We start from the raw sequence: 19,581 nt of genomic DNA, 5'->3' as shown, positions 1-19,581 counted from the left end.
AGGTCGACCTTTCTGGTATAATCAGGCAACTGCACGGCCGGGAAGAGCGGTAATCGTGCTGGCAGCGTCTGCAACATCCGGCTGGGAAGACCGGGATTTCGGATAAGCGGGGCGTATTTCATTCGCCCAATCGGTAAATTCGGAGAAAGCCGAACTCCATGTGCGGTGAGCAGCGGAGGTGAGCGCACCTTCAGCGGTCCGCATCAGGGCTTCGCGATCCTGTGCAAGAATGGTCAGAATGCGGGTCATGTCAGAGACGATCTGCGCGTCATTGCCATTGCGGATGAGAATGCCATCGCGGCCATGATTGATGAGCTCATCAACAGCGCCGACCGCTGTGGCAACCGGCACGCAGCCAAGCTGCTGTGCTTCGGCAATCATCAGCGGCGCACCTTCCCAGCGCGATGGCATCAGGAGAACATCGGCCCATGCAAGATGGTTCGCGATATCCTTGCCGTCAAAGACTGGGGGCGAGACTTTCACACCCGCATCCTTCAAGCGCGTCATCCAAGATGCGCTTGGATCATCAGAGAGGATTTCGCCGCCAATTGCCTGTGCTTCGAAGGGAATACCCTGCTCTTTCAGCTTGACGATAGCATCATGCAGCCTGTCGATACCCTTTTGGCGATCGAGACGCCCCATATAGAGCATTCGTATCGGCTCGCCTTTGCGGCCTTGCTTGCGCGCCGCAGTGACCTGTGTACGCAGTTTTGTATCGATTGAAAAACTGGCTCCGTTTGGCACGGAAAACACTTTTTCATACGGCACGCCAAAGCTGTGCAGATAGATTTTTAACTGATCCGAACAGGTCAGAAATGCATCATAGGCATGTTCGAAGGCAATCGCGGCATAGGGCTGCCCCGCCTGGCGGCGGAAGACCGTTTCATCCACCACATGCAGATAGCAGGCGGTGCGCGTGCCTTCAGAGCGAAGTTTACCCATCAAAGGATGCGCCGCCATGACGTGATTGTTCACGACAAGGTCGAATCCTGAAAGCTGGCCGCGCAGGATGCTCCAGTCAAGCGGATGATCGTCGGTGATAAAATCCTGCCCCAAGAAGCGATTTGTGTCCCCCCAAGCGGGAATGCCATCCTTCCAGAAATGCAAATAATCGAAGGACTGGTCGAATTCGTCCAGCACATCCATCCGCTCATTGCCGAGCACGAAGAGATGGGTTTCAAATCCTTGGTTTTTCAACTCACGCCCGGCGGCATAAGCAACCTTCTCCGCCCCGCCGAACGAGGCATTCGGCACCAGAACGGCGGCCGTTTTCTTCCTTGCTGCATTATGCGCAAGTGGCAGCACCGGCCCGCCACCAAGTTCATTGCGCAGCACCTGATACATTTCAGAAAGTGCGGGCAGGCGACGCGGACGCCATGTCCAGCGCATGGCGGCACTTTGCTTAAGCGGGCTCGTCGCAATCGACGTCACCAGATTGAGCATCGATTGTTCAGGCCGTGACAAGGCCCGGCGCTGACGCACACGCGGGAACGGGAAACGCACTTTCATCCGCGCTGATGTGGGCCACAATTGCTGCGTGCCCAGTGATGCAAACCAATCCAGCGCATCGTTTTCGATGATGTCCTTGATCAATTTCGTCGAGACGAAAATCAGATCAGCGTGCGGCTGGCGCGTGCCGGAAGGCATGATTTCGGTGTCAATGCGCCGCTCGTCTTCAACATTGGTGAGTTCCACAAAGACGATATTGGCCTGTTCAGAAAGCTTTTCGAGCCGCGACAGGATATTCGGTAGCAGTCGTGAACGCGCCAGAAGTTTCAGCGTCTCGGTATTGGACGAGGCGAGAAATGGAGGAAAGTGAAAATTGTCCGGTTCGGACACACTGCCCCAGAAGGCACGAATTGCGTCGTCGAACTTGAGATCTTTCGTGCCGAGGCTGAGGTCGGTGAAAAGGCTGACTGTCCCCTCGCCTGCGCGGATCACGCCATAGCGCGGACATTCTTCATGCTCGAACCCCACAAGCGTCGGGCGACGGAACAGCGCCTTGTGCCGTTTGCGCAGGAAATTGATCGAGCCGGAGCGGTCACGATTAGCTTCCTTGAAACGGCTCTCCGCGCGCAGGCGATACTCGAAGCCGGTATCGTGGCAAGGCGCGCCGACAAAGCCTGCCTCAATGGCGGACAGCCAGAACTCCCAGTCTTCAAAGCCATTTTGACGATCATCATCAAAACGGACACCGCTGCGGAAAACCTCCGCAGAAATCATTGATCCGGTATCACAGATATTATCAGTGATGCAGTGGATCAGGCGCGAATAGCTGTCGCCATAATGAGCGCGCCAGTTGACCGAAAAGGTATCGATATTGGTGTAGACCCAGCCCGCATTCGACGCCAAAAGCTTGCGATAGAGCGTATCGATGGTGTGGGGCTGTACCCGGTTGTCGGCATCAACGAAATAAACCGCTTTAACATCCGGCATCTCTTCGAGAATATAGTCGACAGCACGATTGCGCGCACCGCCGGGCCCTGCATTCTCGCCGAAGATGATGTGAATGTTTGGATGAGCCGCCGCATAAAGCGTCAGGCTATCAAACACTTCGCGGCGCGGATCACCATCGACGGACACCACGATCTGCGTGCGGAAAACCGTTTCTGACGCGAGAACGGTTTCCAGCGCTTCGAGAGCCAGCGCCGCATGACCATAGAGCGGCATGGCGACAACGATCAAATCTTTCGACCTATCGTACATTCGCGGCCTCTTTGGTTATTTCCTGACTGGGGCGCGCCTCGATGTGCTTGACCAGCCGGAAGTTGAACACTTTGAGCCAGGAAAAATCCACGGAACCTGCTGCGGCTTTGCTCAGGACGACGAGATCCATCGTGCGGTCGATCGGTTCCTCAAGCATGAAGTTGATGTCGATCGGACGATTGGGTGCAACTTCCGACCAGCCGCTGAACAACACCTGCTGGCGGCGGCGGTCGAGGCTGGAAATCGCATCGATTTCTTCCTTCACATCCGACGCCAGATTGACCAGCAGCAGTCCCACTGCGCAGGGCTGGCCTTCGGGATGATCAATCACAGCCCGCGCTGAAACTCGTACTGTGCCCGGCGCGACCACACGACGGATTGCAGCTGCGGTGACCCCCTCCTCAAGCGGATGGCAGCCGATGGCATCTTCATGTTCCAGAAACCGCACAGTCGGAAAGTCGGGCGTAATAGGTGTGACGGACACGTTGGCCACGTTACGCAGCAATTCAACGGGCAGACGGTAATCATCAACCTTGCGGCCATTGATCAGCGCAGTCGGTACAATGGCATTCGGCAGCGATGCCGGACGGACGCCCGGCAGGCCGGTGAATATCCGCAATGCCAGAGGGCGCATGTCAAGATCAGCATGTGGAATACGCGCACGCGCTGCATAACGCTCATTGGCGATCACATTGCCCAACGACAATTCTGGTGGAACCCCGCCCGAAGCTGAGATGCGCAGACGCAATGTGCGATGGCTGCCATCGCACGCCTTCGGAAGCGAGAAGAAGTTCCACTCCGAATGCAGCGCACCGTAAGGCACCAGCCACTCAGCAATCCCTTCACCGTTTTCAAGATAGTCCAGCGTGACGATCAGCTGGCCATTGCGATTAGCAGGCAACTCACGGAAATGCAGGGCAAAACCGGAAACGGCATAACTCGAAACCGGGAAAAGCTGCTCGATCTCCGATTCGCGCAGCAGACGTGCAAAACCTTCATCCTTTGGGTCTACCAGAGGGGCATGACTGAAGATTTCCGTTGAGGAATCCCAGTTGCGAGCGTGAAACGCGTCTTCAATCGCCCGGTAATTCTCAAACATTGTCTCACGCTCGCGACGCAGCATGGCGAGCTCGGTGTGAACCTTGCTGACGTGGCCGACAAGACGGTCCAGACTGCTCTCAAGCAGTTGGGTGACCAGCAGGGGAACGGTTTCAGCCGTCGCATCATCGATTCGCACAACGGGAAGTTCCGGAATGGTGCTCAGACGATAAACCTGTTGCAGAACCGTCTTCAGTTCGTCCTCGCCCTCTTGCGAAGCAGCAATTGCGATGAGCGGAAATGTATTCGCCAGCCGAAGACGTTTTCCATCCCCTTCAACAAAAGTGGTCAGCCCGCCCAGAGACGTCGCTTCCAGCGCTTCACGATCACGCATCGAAGCAATGGCATATCGGCGGGATCTCCGCGCCGAGATCGCAGGAAGTGGTGTGCTCAACATAATCATCCATTGTGTGATGGCCGACTTGGGAGTCTCGGCCTGCACTTGCAATGAGAAAATACAGTCAATGTATTGTCAACAGCATTATAGCATCAACTATATGATAATATTGCGAATATTTGGAACAAATTTAATTCAAAATTTGAAACAATGTGCATATATATTGCGCCTACGTCGTAAACACGCAGAAATACGGCATTTTATATTTCATCATCACTGTTTGAACGCCCGATTGTCGCCACATACTGACTATCTCCCGTTCAATACTGCATCGATCAAGGTTTTTTGCTGCTGTAAACAATCCGACAGTTTGAACCGATTTTCGACTGTCCGGCGTGCGGCTGCACGCATCTGGAGGCATGCATCGGGGTCACGAAGGACATTCATGATCACTTCCGCCAACACATCCGAGTCAAAAAACGGCACGAGCAGCCCGTTTTGACCGGAGCGGATCACTTCCCGAACGGGCGGCGTGTCCGAACCGATGATAAGCGCGCCGCAGGCCATCGCTTCCACCACCGACCAAGACAGGACGAACGGATATGTCAGATAAATATGCGCGGTGGATATCTGGTAGAGCTTACGGAGTTGGGCGTGCGGAATTGTACCAGGAAATACGATGCGATCCGGCGGTAGATCCAAATTCTTGACCAGATGCTCGCGCCACGATCCGCCACCGGGCGGTGGCGTTCCATAGCTGACACCATCACCGCCGACAAACACGAAGATCGCATCATCGTTCTGCCGAACGACCTTGGCAGCGGCTTCGAGCGCTTGCGGAAATCCACGATAGGGTTCGAGATCGCGTGCGACGAATGTAATCACGCGCGATTCTCCTGCCTTCAGCGTGCGTCCATCGGGTAGCTGAATCGTGGCGTGACGGTCTGGATAGAAGAGTTTTGTATCCACCCCTTCGTGCACCACGGCGATGCGATTCTGCACGGAACGCGGGTAGAGGCTTTTCTGCCAGTGTGTCGGGCTAAACCCACCATCGATTCCCTCAAGGGTGACGAGCTGGGCCATGTTGCGCAAACGCAGACGCTTGCGAGTTTCGATGTCTGGTCGGTCGCCGGGCGCAAATCCTACATCCGCACCATTGGCGCGATAGAAGAACTCGCAATAACCAAGAGCTGGTGCTGACGGCAGCACGTCCTTGACGAACATCATGCTGCCCCAACCAATATGACCGATGACGATATCAGGTGCCTGGCCTTGATGAGCCATGGATTCCAGGGTTTCGGCCACACGGTACCCGATCCTCGTATGATGATCGGGTACTTCGAGATATCTGGCCATCGCACCGCCGGTGCGAGGACCAGATTCCACTCTGTGGCGGATGACGCGGACCGCTGGGAGGCGACGGTCCACTGTCTCGCAGATCAGGCTTACATCATGTCCGCTGGTAGCCAGACTTTCGGCTAAAGCAGCAAACTGGCCGAAACCGCGCCTGTGCACAAATGCTATACGCATGTTACGAAACGTGCTCGGCTAGTGGCCGAAAAGCGTCGCAACACATCAAATGCCAAATCGTGCGGCGTTACCCCACACGAGTTCCAGTCTGTGCAGAGTCTGATAGGCGATCTCGAGATTTCTGAGATCGTCATCATCGCGAGTGAGGATATGGTTGTAGGCCCGGCTTGCATTCCGCAAGCTTGCACACAGCCGCTCACCCTTGTCCGTCAGGCGGATACGGGCAGACCGTTTGTCCCTCTGCGAGGCGACACGATCAACATACCCACCATCGGTAAGCTGTTTAAGATAATAGGAAATGTTGGAACCGACGTAATGTCCGCGATCCAGTAATTCACCCACAGTGAGCTCGACATCGCCGATAGCCATCAGAACCAGGGTCTGGGCCGGACCGATATCTTCCACGCCCAACTTCGTCAGCTCGGTTTTCAGCAAGCTCACAAAGCGGCGGTTTACTCGTTCTATCATCCGGGCCAGTTCGAAATGCGTGATAACGACTGTATGGACCGGATGTCTGCGTTCCTGTTTTTCGGCGGTAACTTCAGGAAAATCAACGGCAGTAAAGCCATCGACTGATGTTTCGACTTCCACTCCCTCGTGTAGAAGTTTTTGCATCTTTTGCTCTCCATTTTCAATTTTACTTCAAATTTTGAAGAAATTTGCAGTTATATTTTCTTTGCTCCTTTCGCATTTCCCCGCCGTAAGAACCTTTTTTCTGTCACATTCTCTGCAGTATTACTTTACTGATCTTGAGAACTAGCACACAGTTTTTAGGGATATCCGCCACCTGTGACCATTCCAAGGCAGATAGCGTATGAATGATACTCGCGAATTCAAATCGATTGGCAAGAGCCCTGCGCACAAAAAGGGGCAGGACGATTCGGTAACTACGCCCAAAGGCCTGATTTTCAAGGCCCGCCGCGTTTTCCTGTCGGGACTACTTTATGCAGTGCTGCTGAGCGCCTGTATCAATTTGCTACAACTCACTGTACCTCTCTATATGTTGCAGGTTCATGATAGGGTGCTGAACAGCCGAAGCATGGACACGCTCACCATGCTGACTGTGCTCGCCATTGGTGCGATGCTGGTGTTCGGCGTGCTGGAATATATCCGCTCGCTTTCCTTCCAGGCCATGGGCAGCGCGCTCGTGCGCCGCCTGAACCTCGCGGTTCTGACAGCAGCGGTGCAGGCCTCTGTGAATCAGGGGATGCCGAAAGCGACGCAGACGTTGCGCGATCTCAACGAGTTGCGCAGTTTCCTTACATCCCCGGCCATCAATGCTCCGCTCGATGCGGCATGGTCGCCGATTTTCCTCGGCGTTCTGTTCCTGCTTCACCCGATGTTGGGCGTGATCGGTCTCGTCGCGGTCATCATTCTGGTGGCGTGTGGCCTGCTCACCGACCTTTTGACCCGAAATCTGATTCAGGAGGCGAATCAAGCCAACATTGAAGCGGTTTCCAAAATCGGCAGCAGCTTGCGCCACGCCGAAGTCATCGAAGCCATGGGCATGCTTCCGGCGCTCGCTCGTCGATGGCGAACGATGCAGGTTCAGGCGCTGGAAGTACTCGACCTCGGTGGAACACGCGCCCGTGCCCTATCCTCGATTGCCCGCACGGCACGTTTCATCATCCAGATTGGATCGCTCGGTATCGGCACGCTGCTTGCCATGCAGCAGGAAATCACCCCCGGTGCCATGATCGCGACCAGCATCATCATCGGCCGTTTGCTGATGCCGTTCGATCGAATCGTTGAAAACTGGCGCCAGTGGGTCAGCGCAATTGCCAGCTGGAAACGCGTTCAGTCATTGCTTTCGGAAAATCTGGCCGTTCGCCAGACCATGCCAACACCGCGACCCAACGGCGATCTCGTGATCGACAAGCTGATCTATGCAGCGCCGGGCGTCGACGTTCCAATCATCAAGGGAATCTCCTTCTCGATTTCGCCAGGTGAAGTGCTGGGCGTCGTCGGTCCTTCGGCTGCCGGTAAATCAACGCTGGCCCGACTGTTGATCGGTATCGTCAAACCCACGTCAGGCGGCGTTTTCCTCGACGGCAATAACGTTTATCTCTGGGAACGCGGTTCGTTCGGTGAGATTGCCGGCTATCTGCCGCAGTCAGTCTCGCTGCTCGACGGAACCATCAAGGACAACATCGCCCGCATGGGTGACAGCGACCCGCATCGCGTGCTGGAAGCCGCGCGCCTTGCCGATGTGCACGAGATGATCGGACGCATGCCGCTCGGCTATGACACGCCGGTCGGCGACGGTCGCCTCACCCTCTCTGGCGGTCAGCGTCAGAGAATCGGGCTCGCCCGCTGCCTCTACAACCGCCCCCGCCTGATCGTTCTCGACGAACCGAATTCGAATCTTGACGCCGTCGGCGAACGTGCCCTGATCCGGGCCGTCGAACATGCCCGCGACGATGGCGCCATTGTCATCATGATCGCACATCGGCCATCTATCATGCAGGTCGCCGACAAGCTGCTGGTGCTTGAAAACGGGCGGATTTCACAGTTCGGTCCGCGCACCGATGTCGTCGCATCACTGACACCTGCCAATAACGGCCCGCAAATGGGAGCAGCAAACGCATGATGGGTAAATCAGTCATTTCTCGTCGTGTTTCCAGCCTGCTCGCGCCGCGAGCAGAATCATCGGATCACAAAACCCTCACCCGTTTCGGCAGTGTCAAACCTGAATGGGCGCTTGATCTGGAACGAGAGGATTCGAGGTCACCGCTGCGCGGTCTCATCATTGCAGGACTCGCCACAATCGGTGTCGCTTTCGGTGGATTCTTCGCCTGGGCTTATTCCGCTAATCTGGGAAGTGCGGCAGTCGCAATGGGCACGGTGATTGTCGATTCCAAGCGCAAGACAATCAGCCATCTCGAAGGCGGCATTCTTGATCGTCTGCTCGTGCAGGAAGGCGACATAGTCAAGGTTGGCCAACCCCTGCTCCGGCTTGACGACACCAAGGCACGCTCTGATCTCCAGTCTCTGGAAAGCAGGCGCATCGGCCTGATCGCAAAACTGGCCCGCCTGCGCGCCGAGCAATCCGGCGAAAAAGAAATCAGTTTTCCGGAAGGTTTCGCCGATGGCGGTGAGAATGCACAGAACGCCATTCGCGCCGAGAATATCTTTTTCCAGAAAAGACTCGCGCAGAAACTGAGCAAGATCGACATCCAGCAGAAGACCATCGAGCAATATACTGAACAGGCCAAGGCCTCCACATCGCAGATAGCGGCAACCGACCGACAGATCGAGCTTATCAGCGAACAGCGCAAGGCGATTGCCAGCCTTGTTGAAAAAGGCTTTGCCCAGAAATCGAAACTCACGGAAATCGATACACGCCTCAGCCAGCTTGCGGGCGACCGCGGCGAATATGCCGGTGACAAGGCGAAAGCCGAACAGGCGAAAGCCGGTGCGGAGTTCGCCCTGACAGGGATCGAAAGCGATCTCCAGTCGGAGATCGCAGGAGAGATCACCTCCAGCCAGGTCGAACTTTCAGATGTGCAGGAACGTATCGTTGCCGCCAAGGACGTGATGCGTCGCGTGGAAGTTCGCTCGCCGCAGGATGGTATCGTCGCGAACATCCGGCTGCGCACACCGGGCGGCGTCATCGCGCCGGGCGAGGCGATCATGGATATCGTTCCTGAGAACGAACCTTTGGTCGTTGAAATGAAGATCAGCCCGCGTGATATCGACAGCATCTCGGTTGGCGCAGGCGCACAGATCCGGTTAACTGCCTACAATCAGCGCTCAATGGCGCCGCTAGACGGCAAACTGACCTATATTGCCGCCGATCAGTCCCTCGATGAAAAGACAGATACCGCATTTTTCGTCGCGCGAGCCGAAATTACTCCGGCGTCACTTGCCGCAAATCCGACTGCCCGACTTTATCCTGGCATGCCCGCCGAGATAATCATCGTGCACAAGGAGCGTCGCGCCATCGATTACTTGGTCTCACCTATCACAGATAGTTTGAACCGGGCATTCCGTGAAGATTAATGATCAGATAATTTCAAAGTAAAACTCGATCATAGGTTGAAATTCCGAAAAGAAGGGACGCCGCGCATGACATTTCATGCGCGGCGTCATCTCATTGAAATATTTCACTTTTCTTTTCATCACCCCGATATTTCAAATTTAGAACTATTTTCTCTGTAAATACAACTTAAATAGAAATTATAATGACTATAAATATCACTCATATTTTTGTTTACACAACTGTAATATAAATTAATCGTAATAATTTGTTACTTATAGTTGCCAAATTTATACCAATTACCAATGTTGCAATTCCAGTTAATGCAGAGCAGACTACTAAGAGCATAATGGTCGGAGCATTCCGGCTTGTGGAAACCCCATACAGGAACACAAGGAGAAGCAGATGGCCACTTTAGAAGGCGGCGCCTACGACGACGTGTTGTTCGGCTCCCGCTTTGACGATTTCATCCGCGCCCATGGCGGTGATGATCTCGTATTCGGAGGCGATGGTAACGACACTGTCTTCGGCGGTAACGGGAGTGACATCCTTTTCGGCGGCGCGGGTAACGACACCCTGTTCGGCGAAAACGGGAACGACATTCTCTTCGGTAATGAAGGAAACGACGTCCTGAGCGGCGGCAATGGCAGCGACGTGCTGTATGGCGGCAATGGAGATGACATTCTCCAGGGCGGCAACGGCTCCGACCTGCTCTTTGGCGGCGCGCATAATGACATTCTCTACGGTGGGAATGGCAGCGATATCCTCGATGGCGGTGCCGGAAACGACGTTCTCATCGGCGGAAATGGCAGCGATACATTCCTGTTCAATGGTGGCGGCGGAAACGACGTCATTCTCGACTTCAATCCCGGCGAAGACATTCTGCAAATTCAGAAGGGTATCAATGGTCTTGATATCGCTTCCGCAGACGATCTTGCCGATCGTGTCACGCAGGTTGGTGGCAATGTCGTTGTCGATCTCGGCAATGGCGATTCCGTTACCCTCGTGAACACCAATGCAGACGATGTACAGGCTCATCCCGACCAGTACTTCACTGTTCACTGATTGAACAATTGAGAGCGTGCCCGGCAATCCTCCCGTCGGGCACGTTTCGTCTTCACCGGGCACGCATCTTCCCTAGTTTTGCGTGCCCGGAACTTCCTGCAAGCCGAACTTCCTGCAAGAATGAAAGGGCCTCACATTGAACCTCGATCATTCGGCGGACACTGAAAGCAAAACCGAGAACCTCTCTATTTGCCGTCTTTGCGCCGATGTCGCTGTGGTCATCTGGGATATCCCAGGCCCGGCTCGCACAACCACCAAATGTACATTTGAAATGGCGGCCCAGCCGGTTCCGCTGTTGAGCGTTGGCATTCCGCTCGAGAATGGCGGCCTACGCATGTTTTGGGCCATGCGCACGGGTAAAGAACCCGTCGAACTTTCGCTCTCCGCAGGCTCTCTCGGCCCTACGGCTCAGGCTATCGTGTATCCAGCTAACGAGCTTGCTCCCTTTGACGTTGAGTATGTCGTGAGCGACCTCACCTTACCCGGCCACATCAAGCTTCTGACCAATATTCTGACCACGTGGCGCAGCACTTTCCGGCTGTCGCGAAACCAGACTTTCGCATCCCTCGTGCGTGACCTGACTTTCGCATTGACGCCGGAACCGCGCGAGGCCCAGCATTGCGGCGAGCCGGTTCAGGGACATCACCTTCTTGAAACCGCGGTCGACCCGATGCTGGGCGAGATTTCGGCCATCTATGGCATCACACCCGGCAGCGTCACGGTTATTCCGCCACGATTTGTGGTGGGCAGGCAGGCTCGCAATGCCTGGCAGCCATGCCATTTTCTGCTGGAAGCAGCGCAAGACCTGCCGTCATCGCTGCTGCTGGTGTTCACCGGCCAGAAAGGCGTTGCCGTTCGCAAGCTTGCGGCAACGACCGGTGAACAAACAGATTTCGCCAAGTGGTGGACCAAATGGCAGGGCAATGGTGCTTTGCGGGAGTTTTTAGTTCGCCAGCTCGGCAAACTAAGCCCTTCCGGTGCTGCGGTCGCCATCGACCTGCAAACGCGCACTCCGCTCCCTGTTCGCCAGATAGCACAATCGGCCACCCATCCCGCAGCGGAAATCGATCTCGCATTGGCGCTCGATGGCGGACTGATTGTTGGCGGGTGGATGCATGACCCCGCCGCCATGCTTGCCGATATCGAATATCTTCCCGAAAACGGAAGCGCGCTGTCGCTGAAGCCGAACTTTCACAAGTTTCCAGCCAAAATTGCCAAGCGGGAAGATACGCCACAGCAGGATGTGACGGGCTTTGTCGCCTGGCTTCCTTCGGTGCAGAATCTTGGGCCGCTCTTGCAGCCACGATTCCAGATGCGTCTTGCGTCCGGTACCACCGCGCCCCTCGTCCCCGCACCGCAACCCTTCGAGCCATCGACGCAGCGTAATCGCATCTTGCGGTCCGTGCCGCCGCAGCAGGCAAGGCCTCACGTCTTCTCGCATATTCTGGGACCAGCTCTCACCGAAGTTGAGAAGAAGCTCGCCGCAACGGTGCGGATATCCGAAGTGAAGGATTACGGAACAACGCCCGCCTCCGCACTCGCATCCATCGTTATTCCACTCTACCGCAACCTGGATTTTCTGCGTTTCCAGTTCTCGTCGATGGCGACGGACCCTTGGCTGATGGAGAATGCAGAGTTCATTTTCGTGCTGGATTCTCCTGAAATTCAGGACGACACCGAGCATATGCTGGGCGGCTTGCACATTCTGCACGATATGCCATTCAAGCTCGCCATCATGAACCGCAATGGTGGTTATGCACGTGCCTGCAATGCAGGCGCCAGCATTGCGACCGGAGCGACTATCGTGATGCTGAATTCCGACGTCGTTCCTGCGGAACATGGCTGGCTGCAGCAGCTGATCCAGCCTCTGTTCGATCAGCCCAAGCTCGGAGCAATCGGTCCTCGCCTTCTTTTCGAGGATGGCTCGCTTCAACATGCGGGGCTTTATTTTGCCCGCGACCGTCAGGGGGTCTGGCTGAACCACCATTATTACAAGGGTATGCCGGGCAACTATCCGCCTGCGCTTCGTTCGAGGGAGGTGCCGGGGGTTACCGGTGCGTGCCTGATAACACGCAAGGATATCTTCGATCTCGTCGGCGGCTTTACGGAAGACTATGTGATCGGCGACTACGAGGACAGCGATCTCTGCCTGAAGATCAGGCAACTTGGCTTCCAGATATTCTATGAACCCGCCGTAGCACTTTACCATTTCGAGCGCCGTTCGATCCGCCGCAGCACGGATTACATGCGCGGCCTCGCCAGCCAATATAATTCCTGGCTCCACACACAGCGCTGGGATGATGACATTACCGAATTGATGGTCCCGCCACGGGAGCAGGAGGGCACTGCCGACCTGTCCAATGTGATTATGACCAAATCTGAAAGGAGCGCCGCTTGACGGACGTGGTAGCGCTGAAACAGCCAGAATTTGAAGCCAAACCAGCAATACCGGATGCGCAGATCGATTGGCTGATGCAGTCTGTTTTGAAGAACCGCTTTTTGCCCTCCCCCGACCCGAACAGCGTGTTCGTCGGCGACGGGGATTATCGTGCAGTCGGCGCCGAATTTCTCGGTCATTTCATTCGCAAGGGCGGGCTTCGACCCGATGCCCGTGTGCTCGATATCGGTTCGGGTATCGGTCGCATGGCAGTGCCGCTGACGCAATATCTCGATCCAGCAAAAGCGCGCTATTCCGGGATTGATCCCGTGGCAGGCGGCGTGAACTGGTGTCGCCAGAACATCACATCGCGTTATCCGAACTTCGAGTTCCGCCACATCGATATTGCCCACGACCTCTATAACCCAAAAGGGGCGGTCAGCGGGCTCAATCTCGTCCTGCCTTTCGCGGACAAGAGCTTCGACTTCATCATCATGACATCGGTGGTCACGCATCTGACGTCAGACGAGGTTAAGACCTATCTCGATCAGATTTCTCGCGTCCTCGTTCCCGGTGGAAAATTATTCATGACGGCCTTCGTCGTGGACGATGTGGCCGCGCGCGACCGCCTTGGCAAACGGGACAAACGACTTGCATTTGAACGCCATGGCAACGGACCGTGCTGGTTCGTACCGGAATTGCCGCCGCTTGCGGCGGTCGGGTTTGAAAACGGATTTCTGGATCGTGCGCTTGCCGGCACGAAACTGACGCTCGAAACAAAATCATTCGGCCACTGGCGCGGCATCGAAGCGGATCATTATCAGGATCTTTTCATCGCCTCGCGAGGTGCTGCCTGATGGCCCAGCGTGTGCTCATAGCAGCCCATAACCATCCATCTCTGCACCCCGGCGGAACTGAAATTTTCGCGCACGATCTTTTCCGCGCCTATCAGCGCGCCGGTTGCGAAGCCATGTTCATGGGTGCCACCAACAAGGTGCATCGTGAGGCCCGTCCCGGTACGAGCTTTCAGAGCATCGGTAATGGTGGCGATGAAATCCTGCTCTGGTCCGGTCATTTCGACCGTTTCTACATGAGCCAGATCGACCTTTACGGGATCGTTCCCGACATTGTCGAACTACTGCAGGATTTCCGGCCTGATGTCGTCCATCTGCACCATCTGCTTTTGCTCGGCGTCGAATTCCCGCATATCGTGCGCCGAACTTTACCGGACTGCCGTATCATACTGACTTTACACGACTATTACCCCATCTGTCACCATGATGGCCTGATGGTTCGTACCACTGGAAAGGAACTGTGTCATGGGGCCGGTCCTGACCGCTGCCATGCCTGTTTCAAGGACATCGCGCTTGATAAATTCGTACTGCGTGAACGGCATATCAAATCGCTCCTCAGCGCAGTCGATGCTTTCGTCTCACCGAGTGAGTTTCTGAAACAACGCTATGTCGAATGGGGACTTGCGGAAGAGCAGATCAGCGTCATTCCCAATGGCCAACCGGAGCGCCCCGCCGCCGAAACGCGGCAGGTCGAGCGCAACAAACCGGTCTTCGGCTATTTCGGCAATCTCAATCCGTGGAAGGGCGCGACGGTCCTGCTTGAAGCAGCACAGCAGCTTATTTCCGAGGGTTTCGATTTCGAATTGCGCGTGCACGGCGCAGCACCATTCCAAAGCGAAAGCTTTGTCAGCGAAATCGACCGGCTCTTTGCCGAGACATCGCCGTTTGTCCAGCGTCGGGGTGCTTATCGTCGTGAGGACATTGCCCAGCTGATCCAGTCCGTCGACTGCGCCATCATGCCGTCGATCTGGTGGGAAAATGCTCCGCTCGTCATTCAGGAAGCACAGGGGCAGAATCGTCCTGTCATATGCAGCAATATCGGCGGAATGGCCGAAATGATTGAGAATGAGGTCAATGGCCTCACCGTTCCGCCGAATGATCCGCTCGCGCTCGCACAGGCGATGCGTCGAATGGCGGAAAACCCGGACTTGCGCCAGTCTCTGAGCGAGAATGCGCGTCATCCGGACACCATCGACACGACCGCCGCACGCTACCTCGATCTGATCGGGACATTGCGTATCGCACGTGTCGAGGCAGCATAAGAGGTAAATCATGAACATCGCGACCAAAGTTCCATCCGAGGGGGAAACCAAACAGGCAGCGGCATCCAATGCCACTGCCGCGCCTCAAAGGACCGAAGCCATGAAAGGACGCGTTGACGCCATCGAGGAAGGCCGTCTCTATGGCTGGGCCTTCGATCCATCAGTTCCGACAGAACGGCTTCTGATCCGCGTTCTGCTGGACGACAAGCCTATTGCTGAAGCCCCCGCCGACAAGGATCGCCCTGATCTGAAGCGCAACGGTATCGGCGATGGCAAGCACGCTTTTGAGGTGATGCTGCCGCAGTTTGCCGCTGCTCGAGCTGGCGAACTCGTTGTCGTCGCCGCCAATGCGTCTGGCGCGGAGCAGAAGCTACGCGTACCGAAGCCTGACGAACAGGCGGCCGAAGCGCTTATCGCCGCGCCGATGACGCGCATTCTGGACAAGCTCGACATGCTGATGGCAGCGCAGCGCCAGTTGCAAGTCAACCAACGTTCGTTGCAGCGCGTCGCGCCTACCCTTGATGCATCCGGCAATGCCGCCCCGGCAGAACTGCTCGACATTGCAAGTTCCGTCGACGGTTTGCGAACCGATCTCCATCAGCGCATGACCGAACTTGACGTGCACATCATGCGCATGGACGGCGTTGTCGCAGGATTGGAACAGCGTCTGGATGACGTGCGCAAGCGCAGCGGCGGCGACCTCAAGTTCCTGTTCTTGCTGGCTGCCGTCTTGACGGGTTTTGTCGCAGGCGCATTGCTGACCCTCGCGGTCATGCCCTGAGGAAAAACCTTATGGCGCAAGACGAGAGACCTATCACGCAACAGTCGATTGCAAGACCAACTCGTTCACCGGATCGCCCTCCCATGATGATGGAGGGTGAAATGGTCGTCGGCAGCGCGATCGAAGACACGCTGGCATTGGTGCTCGGCATCGGCAGCGCAACAAACGATCAGGTAACAGCGTTCCTGAATGGCGACCCCGCCATGAGCGTGAAGACAAGCCTGATCACATGGCCGCTCAGGGAGCCTTCGCCCGTTGGAACACATGGTTTCGTCGCCATCGTGCCAACGGCTGCTTTGCGCCGTGGCACTCTCAAGACGATCATGTTCCAACACCGGGCAAAGGTCGCCCGCTACAATTTCGCATCGCGCTCCGCTTCTATTGCCGATTTTGTCGCCATGATCGGCGATCTAGCCGGACCGAGCTTGCCGGGCGTCATCGATGAACTGGTGGAAGGTCTGATTTCCGGCCCTATCAGCCGGAAGAAACTTTCGGCCATCACCGTTCTGCTGCAAGCGGGAGCCCGTTCTGACGGCTGCATCGAACTCATCGGCGGCAGCGATGAAGGCGAGATTTTCGTTCAGGGCTGGGCGCAGGATCTGACGCCCGCCGTAACCCGGCTGCTGATCAGCGGCAAGAACCCATCACTTGCGGAATGCGCAGTCAGCGTTTTCGCACGGCCAGATCTCAATGATGAAGCTTCCGGATTTGCAGGCCTTCTTCTTGCCAACGAACCGGTCGAACCGACTGATATCGAACGGCTTCTGTTTCGCGGGCGAAGGGGCTGGCGTTTTACCGAAGTCTACGACCGCAGGCTGCTGTCCGGCTCGCGTGAAACGCCGGGCCATATCCGGGCAATTCTGCCGCGGGTACGCAGCTCGACAGACATCCTGCTGCGCATGCGTTCCGCCGCAAATCGTTTCGATGGTGCCGACACGGTATCCAGCCTTCCCTTTCCTGTCCGGATGGGGATAGACAATGTCTTCCGGGTGGAAGGCAGCGGCATGCTGGTTTCGGGCTGGCTGCTCGATCCCGATAGCCACGTGGAAAGTGTGAAGCTGCGCCGTCATCGCGGTGAAATCCAGATCGATACCAGTTGGACCCGCATCGACCGGCCCGACGTCACCCACGAATTCGACAATCAGCCGCCATTCAATGCCGGGCTGGACCCCAGCCGTCACGCGCATGGTTTCGTTGCCTTCGCACCCGAGCTTGCAGGCGACAGCACGTCGCCATTCTATCTAGAACTTGCAATCAGCGACGGACGGCGCGCATTTTTTCCATTGACGCCAATCCGCGTCACCTCGCGTGACGCTATCGTACGGCAAATCCGCGCGACCGATCCAAATGCATGGGCGTTGCGCCATATTGTCGACCAGCAGCTCGTGCCGCTGCTGCGCGGCGTCAACCGCCCTGCGCCGGAAGTCTTTGGTGTAGTCGATCTCGGCCCCTTCGAAGATGCGATAGGGCCTGCGATCATCATCGGTATCGACGAGCGCGTCGAGGAAGTCGAACCTTTGCTGGCGCTTCTCGCGCTTGATCCCGAAACCCGCATCGCGCCAATCGTAATCGCAGCTGCAACCGAGATCATTGATCGCGTCGGCGTACAAATCAGGCGTCTTGCGGATTTCTACCGCCTTCGCATCAGGCTCGTTTCAGCTACGGGGTCGGAAGACCTCTACGATGCACTGGAAGTCGGCGCCCGCACGGTTTCGACAGATCAGGTCATATTTCTGGCGGGATCGCTGCTGCCGCGCCGCTCCGGATGGCTGAACAAGCTCATCAGCGCCTATGAAGCGCACAAGGACTGCGTTCTGTCTCCCACCCTTGCCTATGAGGATGATTCAATTCGCTGGGCGGGAACCTGGGTTGCAGGACCGCAATCCGGCATGTCGGCGGATCGCGCTCTGATCAGCCGCTACGCCGGTTATCCGATCGACGCCGTTTCAGGAATGTCCTTGACGGAAGTCGCAACGGCTACGTTCGAGTGCTGCATTCTTCCACGCGAAGCCCTGTTTTCAGTCGGCGGTTTCACGCGCGGTTATCTCGGCACCCATGAAAAGGGACTGGATCTCGGATTGAAACTCAAACAATCGGGCTTGCGCTCCTATTGGTTACCATCAGCGCAGATGCTGGGAGCAGACGATACATCCGTAACTGACAGGGCATCGACCATAGCGCTCATTGAGCGCATTGACCGGCAGGTCTTCGATGCACGGTGGTCCTCCATTCTCGCTGGCAGGCGTAACGTACAGGTGGAGGAATCCGCATGAGCGATAAACTCCGTGTTCTCGTCATCTCGCACGCTCACCCGTCGATCTCGCTCGGTGGTGGTGAAATCGCTTCCTACAATCTGCACAAGGGTTTGAACAGCATTCCCGATGTGCAGTCAGTCTATCTGGCCCGAGCCGCTCATCCGATCCCTCGGCATGGCACGACGGCTCTCATGAGCATGCGGCGCGCCAGCGACGAAATCCTGTTCCATGCCGACGAATACGATCACTTCTATCTGTCGAACAAGAACACCGATGAAATCCGTCGTGACCTGCTGCGCTTTGTCCGCGACTTCGATCCGGACATCGTGCATTTCCATCATGTTCTCGGCCTCGGGCTTGAAACGCTCTATGCCATCCGCGAGGCACTGCCGGATCGCATCATTCTGGTGACGTTTCATGAATTCCTGTCGATCTGCAACAATGATGGCCAGATGGTCAAAGCTGGCACCTCCAAGCTCTGCAACGAGGCATCCCCTATTGATTGCCACGGCTGTTTTCCGCAGATACCGCCAGCGCGTTTTCTCAAGCGCGAACGTTTCGTGCGCGGCATGCTGGAACTGGCCGACGGATTTGTGTCGCCGAGCGAGTTCCTTGCCAACCGCTATCTGGAATGGGGCCTCAACCCCGACAAGATGGCAGTCATCGAGAACGGTATCGCCATCCGCGATGTTACCCCTCCGCGTGAGCTAACCGGCCCGAACCCGCGTCGCAGCCGCTTTGCCTTTTTTGGTCAGATCAACCCGTTCAAGGGCATAGACGTTCTGGTCGATGCCGTATCGCGTGTGCCGGAACAGGTATGGGGCGAGGATTCCCGCCTGATGATCTTCGGCGGCAATCTGGAAAAGCAGCCGCCCGCTTTTCAGGAGCGCATGCAGAAATTGATTGAAGAGGCTGGTCCGCGCGTGCGTTTCTATGGTGCGTACCAGAATGCTGAAATGCCGCGCCTCATGCAGTCGGTCGACTGGGTGGTCATGCCCTCAATCTGGTGGGAAAATTCACCCATTGTCATTCAGGAGGCGCTGCACCATCGCCGTCCGGTCATCTGCTCGAATATTGGCGGCATGGCTGAGAAAATCCGCGATGGCGAAGACGGCCTGCATTTCCGTGTTCGCAGCGCCGAGGATCTGGCCGACCGTTTTACAGAAGTGCTCAGCGAGCCGAGCATATGGGATAGACTGCATCATTCCATCCGCAATCCGGTCCACTATGTCGATTGCGCAAAGGAACATCTGGACCTCTACAACCGGCTGCGTGGGTCAAAACCCCGCAGACAGAAACCGGCAGTTACGCAAACTGCTCTTTCTCAGGCAAGCTGA

13 protein-coding genes are annotated in these 19,581 nt (G+C 56.3%); 9 read left to right on the top strand and 4 right to left on the bottom strand.

What is annotated here, in order from left to right:
• Positions 1–21 precede the first annotated feature (21 nt).
• From OANT_RS17800 to OANT_RS17785, 4 genes are all read right to left on the bottom strand, one after another.
• Positions 22–2,706: a glycosyltransferase gene (locus OANT_RS17800; RefSeq protein WP_012092863.1), complete on the bottom strand. Its 2,685-nt coding sequence runs from the start codon at positions 2,704–2,706 to the stop codon at positions 22–24.
• Positions 2,696–4,201 (bottom strand): DUF6212 domain-containing protein, encoded by a 1,506-nt coding sequence (locus OANT_RS17795; RefSeq protein ID WP_040128355.1) that lies wholly within the window; start codon positions 4,199–4,201, stop codon positions 2,696–2,698. Before OANT_RS17795 ends, OANT_RS17800 begins: the two co-directional genes overlap by 11 nt.
• Positions 4,202–4,450: 249 nt before the next feature.
• Positions 4,451–5,671, bottom strand: coding sequence for a glycosyltransferase family 4 protein (locus tag OANT_RS17790; RefSeq protein WP_012092861.1), 1,221 nt, complete (start codon positions 5,669–5,671; stop codon positions 4,451–4,453).
• Between the two features lie 45 nt (positions 5,672–5,716).
• A complete protein-coding gene (locus OANT_RS17785) occupies positions 5,717–6,286 on the bottom strand; it encodes a MarR family winged helix-turn-helix transcriptional regulator (RefSeq protein ID WP_010658636.1) in 570 nt (189 codons plus the stop codon).
• A gap of 199 nt (positions 6,287–6,485) precedes the next feature.
• Between OANT_RS17785 and OANT_RS17780 the strand changes: the two genes are divergently transcribed.
• The 9 genes from OANT_RS17780 (at position 6,486) to OANT_RS17740 (ending at position 19,581) form a co-directional block, all read left to right on the top strand.
• Positions 6,486–8,261 carry a type I secretion system permease/ATPase gene (locus OANT_RS17780; protein ID WP_012092860.1) on the top strand — a complete coding sequence of 592 codons (1,776 nt, stop codon included), beginning with the start codon at positions 6,486–6,488 and terminating at the stop codon, positions 8,259–8,261.
• Positions 8,258–9,673 (top strand): HlyD family type I secretion periplasmic adaptor subunit, encoded by a 1,416-nt coding sequence (locus OANT_RS17775; RefSeq protein WP_010658634.1) that lies wholly within the window; start codon positions 8,258–8,260, stop codon positions 9,671–9,673. Before OANT_RS17780 ends, OANT_RS17775 begins: the two co-directional genes overlap by 4 nt.
• 382 nt (positions 9,674–10,055) lie before the next feature.
• Positions 10,056–10,715 (top strand): calcium-binding protein, encoded by a 660-nt coding sequence (locus tag OANT_RS17770; RefSeq protein ID WP_012092859.1) that lies wholly within the window; start codon positions 10,056–10,058, stop codon positions 10,713–10,715.
• A 136-nt stretch (positions 10,716–10,851) separates the two neighbouring features.
• Positions 10,852–13,113, top strand: a complete 2,262-nt coding sequence (locus OANT_RS17765; RefSeq protein ID WP_012092858.1) for a glycosyltransferase family 2 protein — start codon at positions 10,852–10,854, stop codon at positions 13,111–13,113.
• The gene (locus tag OANT_RS17760; RefSeq protein WP_012092857.1) at positions 13,110–13,949 is read left to right on the top strand and encodes a class I SAM-dependent methyltransferase; all 840 of its coding nucleotides are present in this window, start codon (positions 13,110–13,112) and stop codon (positions 13,947–13,949) included. Before OANT_RS17765 ends, OANT_RS17760 begins: the two co-directional genes overlap by 4 nt.
• Positions 13,949–15,208 carry a glycosyltransferase family 4 protein gene (locus tag OANT_RS17755; protein WP_012092856.1) on the top strand — a complete coding sequence of 420 codons (1,260 nt, stop codon included), beginning with the start codon at positions 13,949–13,951 and terminating at the stop codon, positions 15,206–15,208. The genes OANT_RS17760 and OANT_RS17755 overlap by 1 nt, the downstream gene beginning before the upstream one ends.
• Before the next feature lie 10 nt (positions 15,209–15,218).
• Entirely contained in the window at positions 15,219–15,989 is a 771-nt protein-coding gene (locus OANT_RS17750; RefSeq protein WP_012092855.1) for a hypothetical protein, read from the top strand.
• Positions 15,990–16,072: 83 nt separating this feature from the next.
• Positions 16,073–18,262 carry a glycosyltransferase family 2 protein gene (locus OANT_RS17745; RefSeq protein WP_231771501.1) on the top strand — a complete coding sequence of 730 codons (2,190 nt, stop codon included), beginning with the start codon at positions 16,073–16,075 and terminating at the stop codon, positions 18,260–18,262.
• Positions 18,259–19,581, top strand: a complete 1,323-nt coding sequence (locus tag OANT_RS17740; protein WP_012092853.1) for a glycosyltransferase family 4 protein — start codon at positions 18,259–18,261, stop codon at positions 19,579–19,581. The genes OANT_RS17745 and OANT_RS17740 overlap by 4 nt, the downstream gene beginning before the upstream one ends.

This window comes from Brucella anthropi ATCC 49188 (genome assembly GCF_000017405.1).
Taxonomy (GTDB): domain Bacteria; phylum Pseudomonadota; class Alphaproteobacteria; order Rhizobiales; family Rhizobiaceae; genus Brucella; species Brucella anthropi.
Note: the sequence above shows the minus strand (reverse complement) of the source record. Positions and strands in the feature narration are given on the sequence as shown.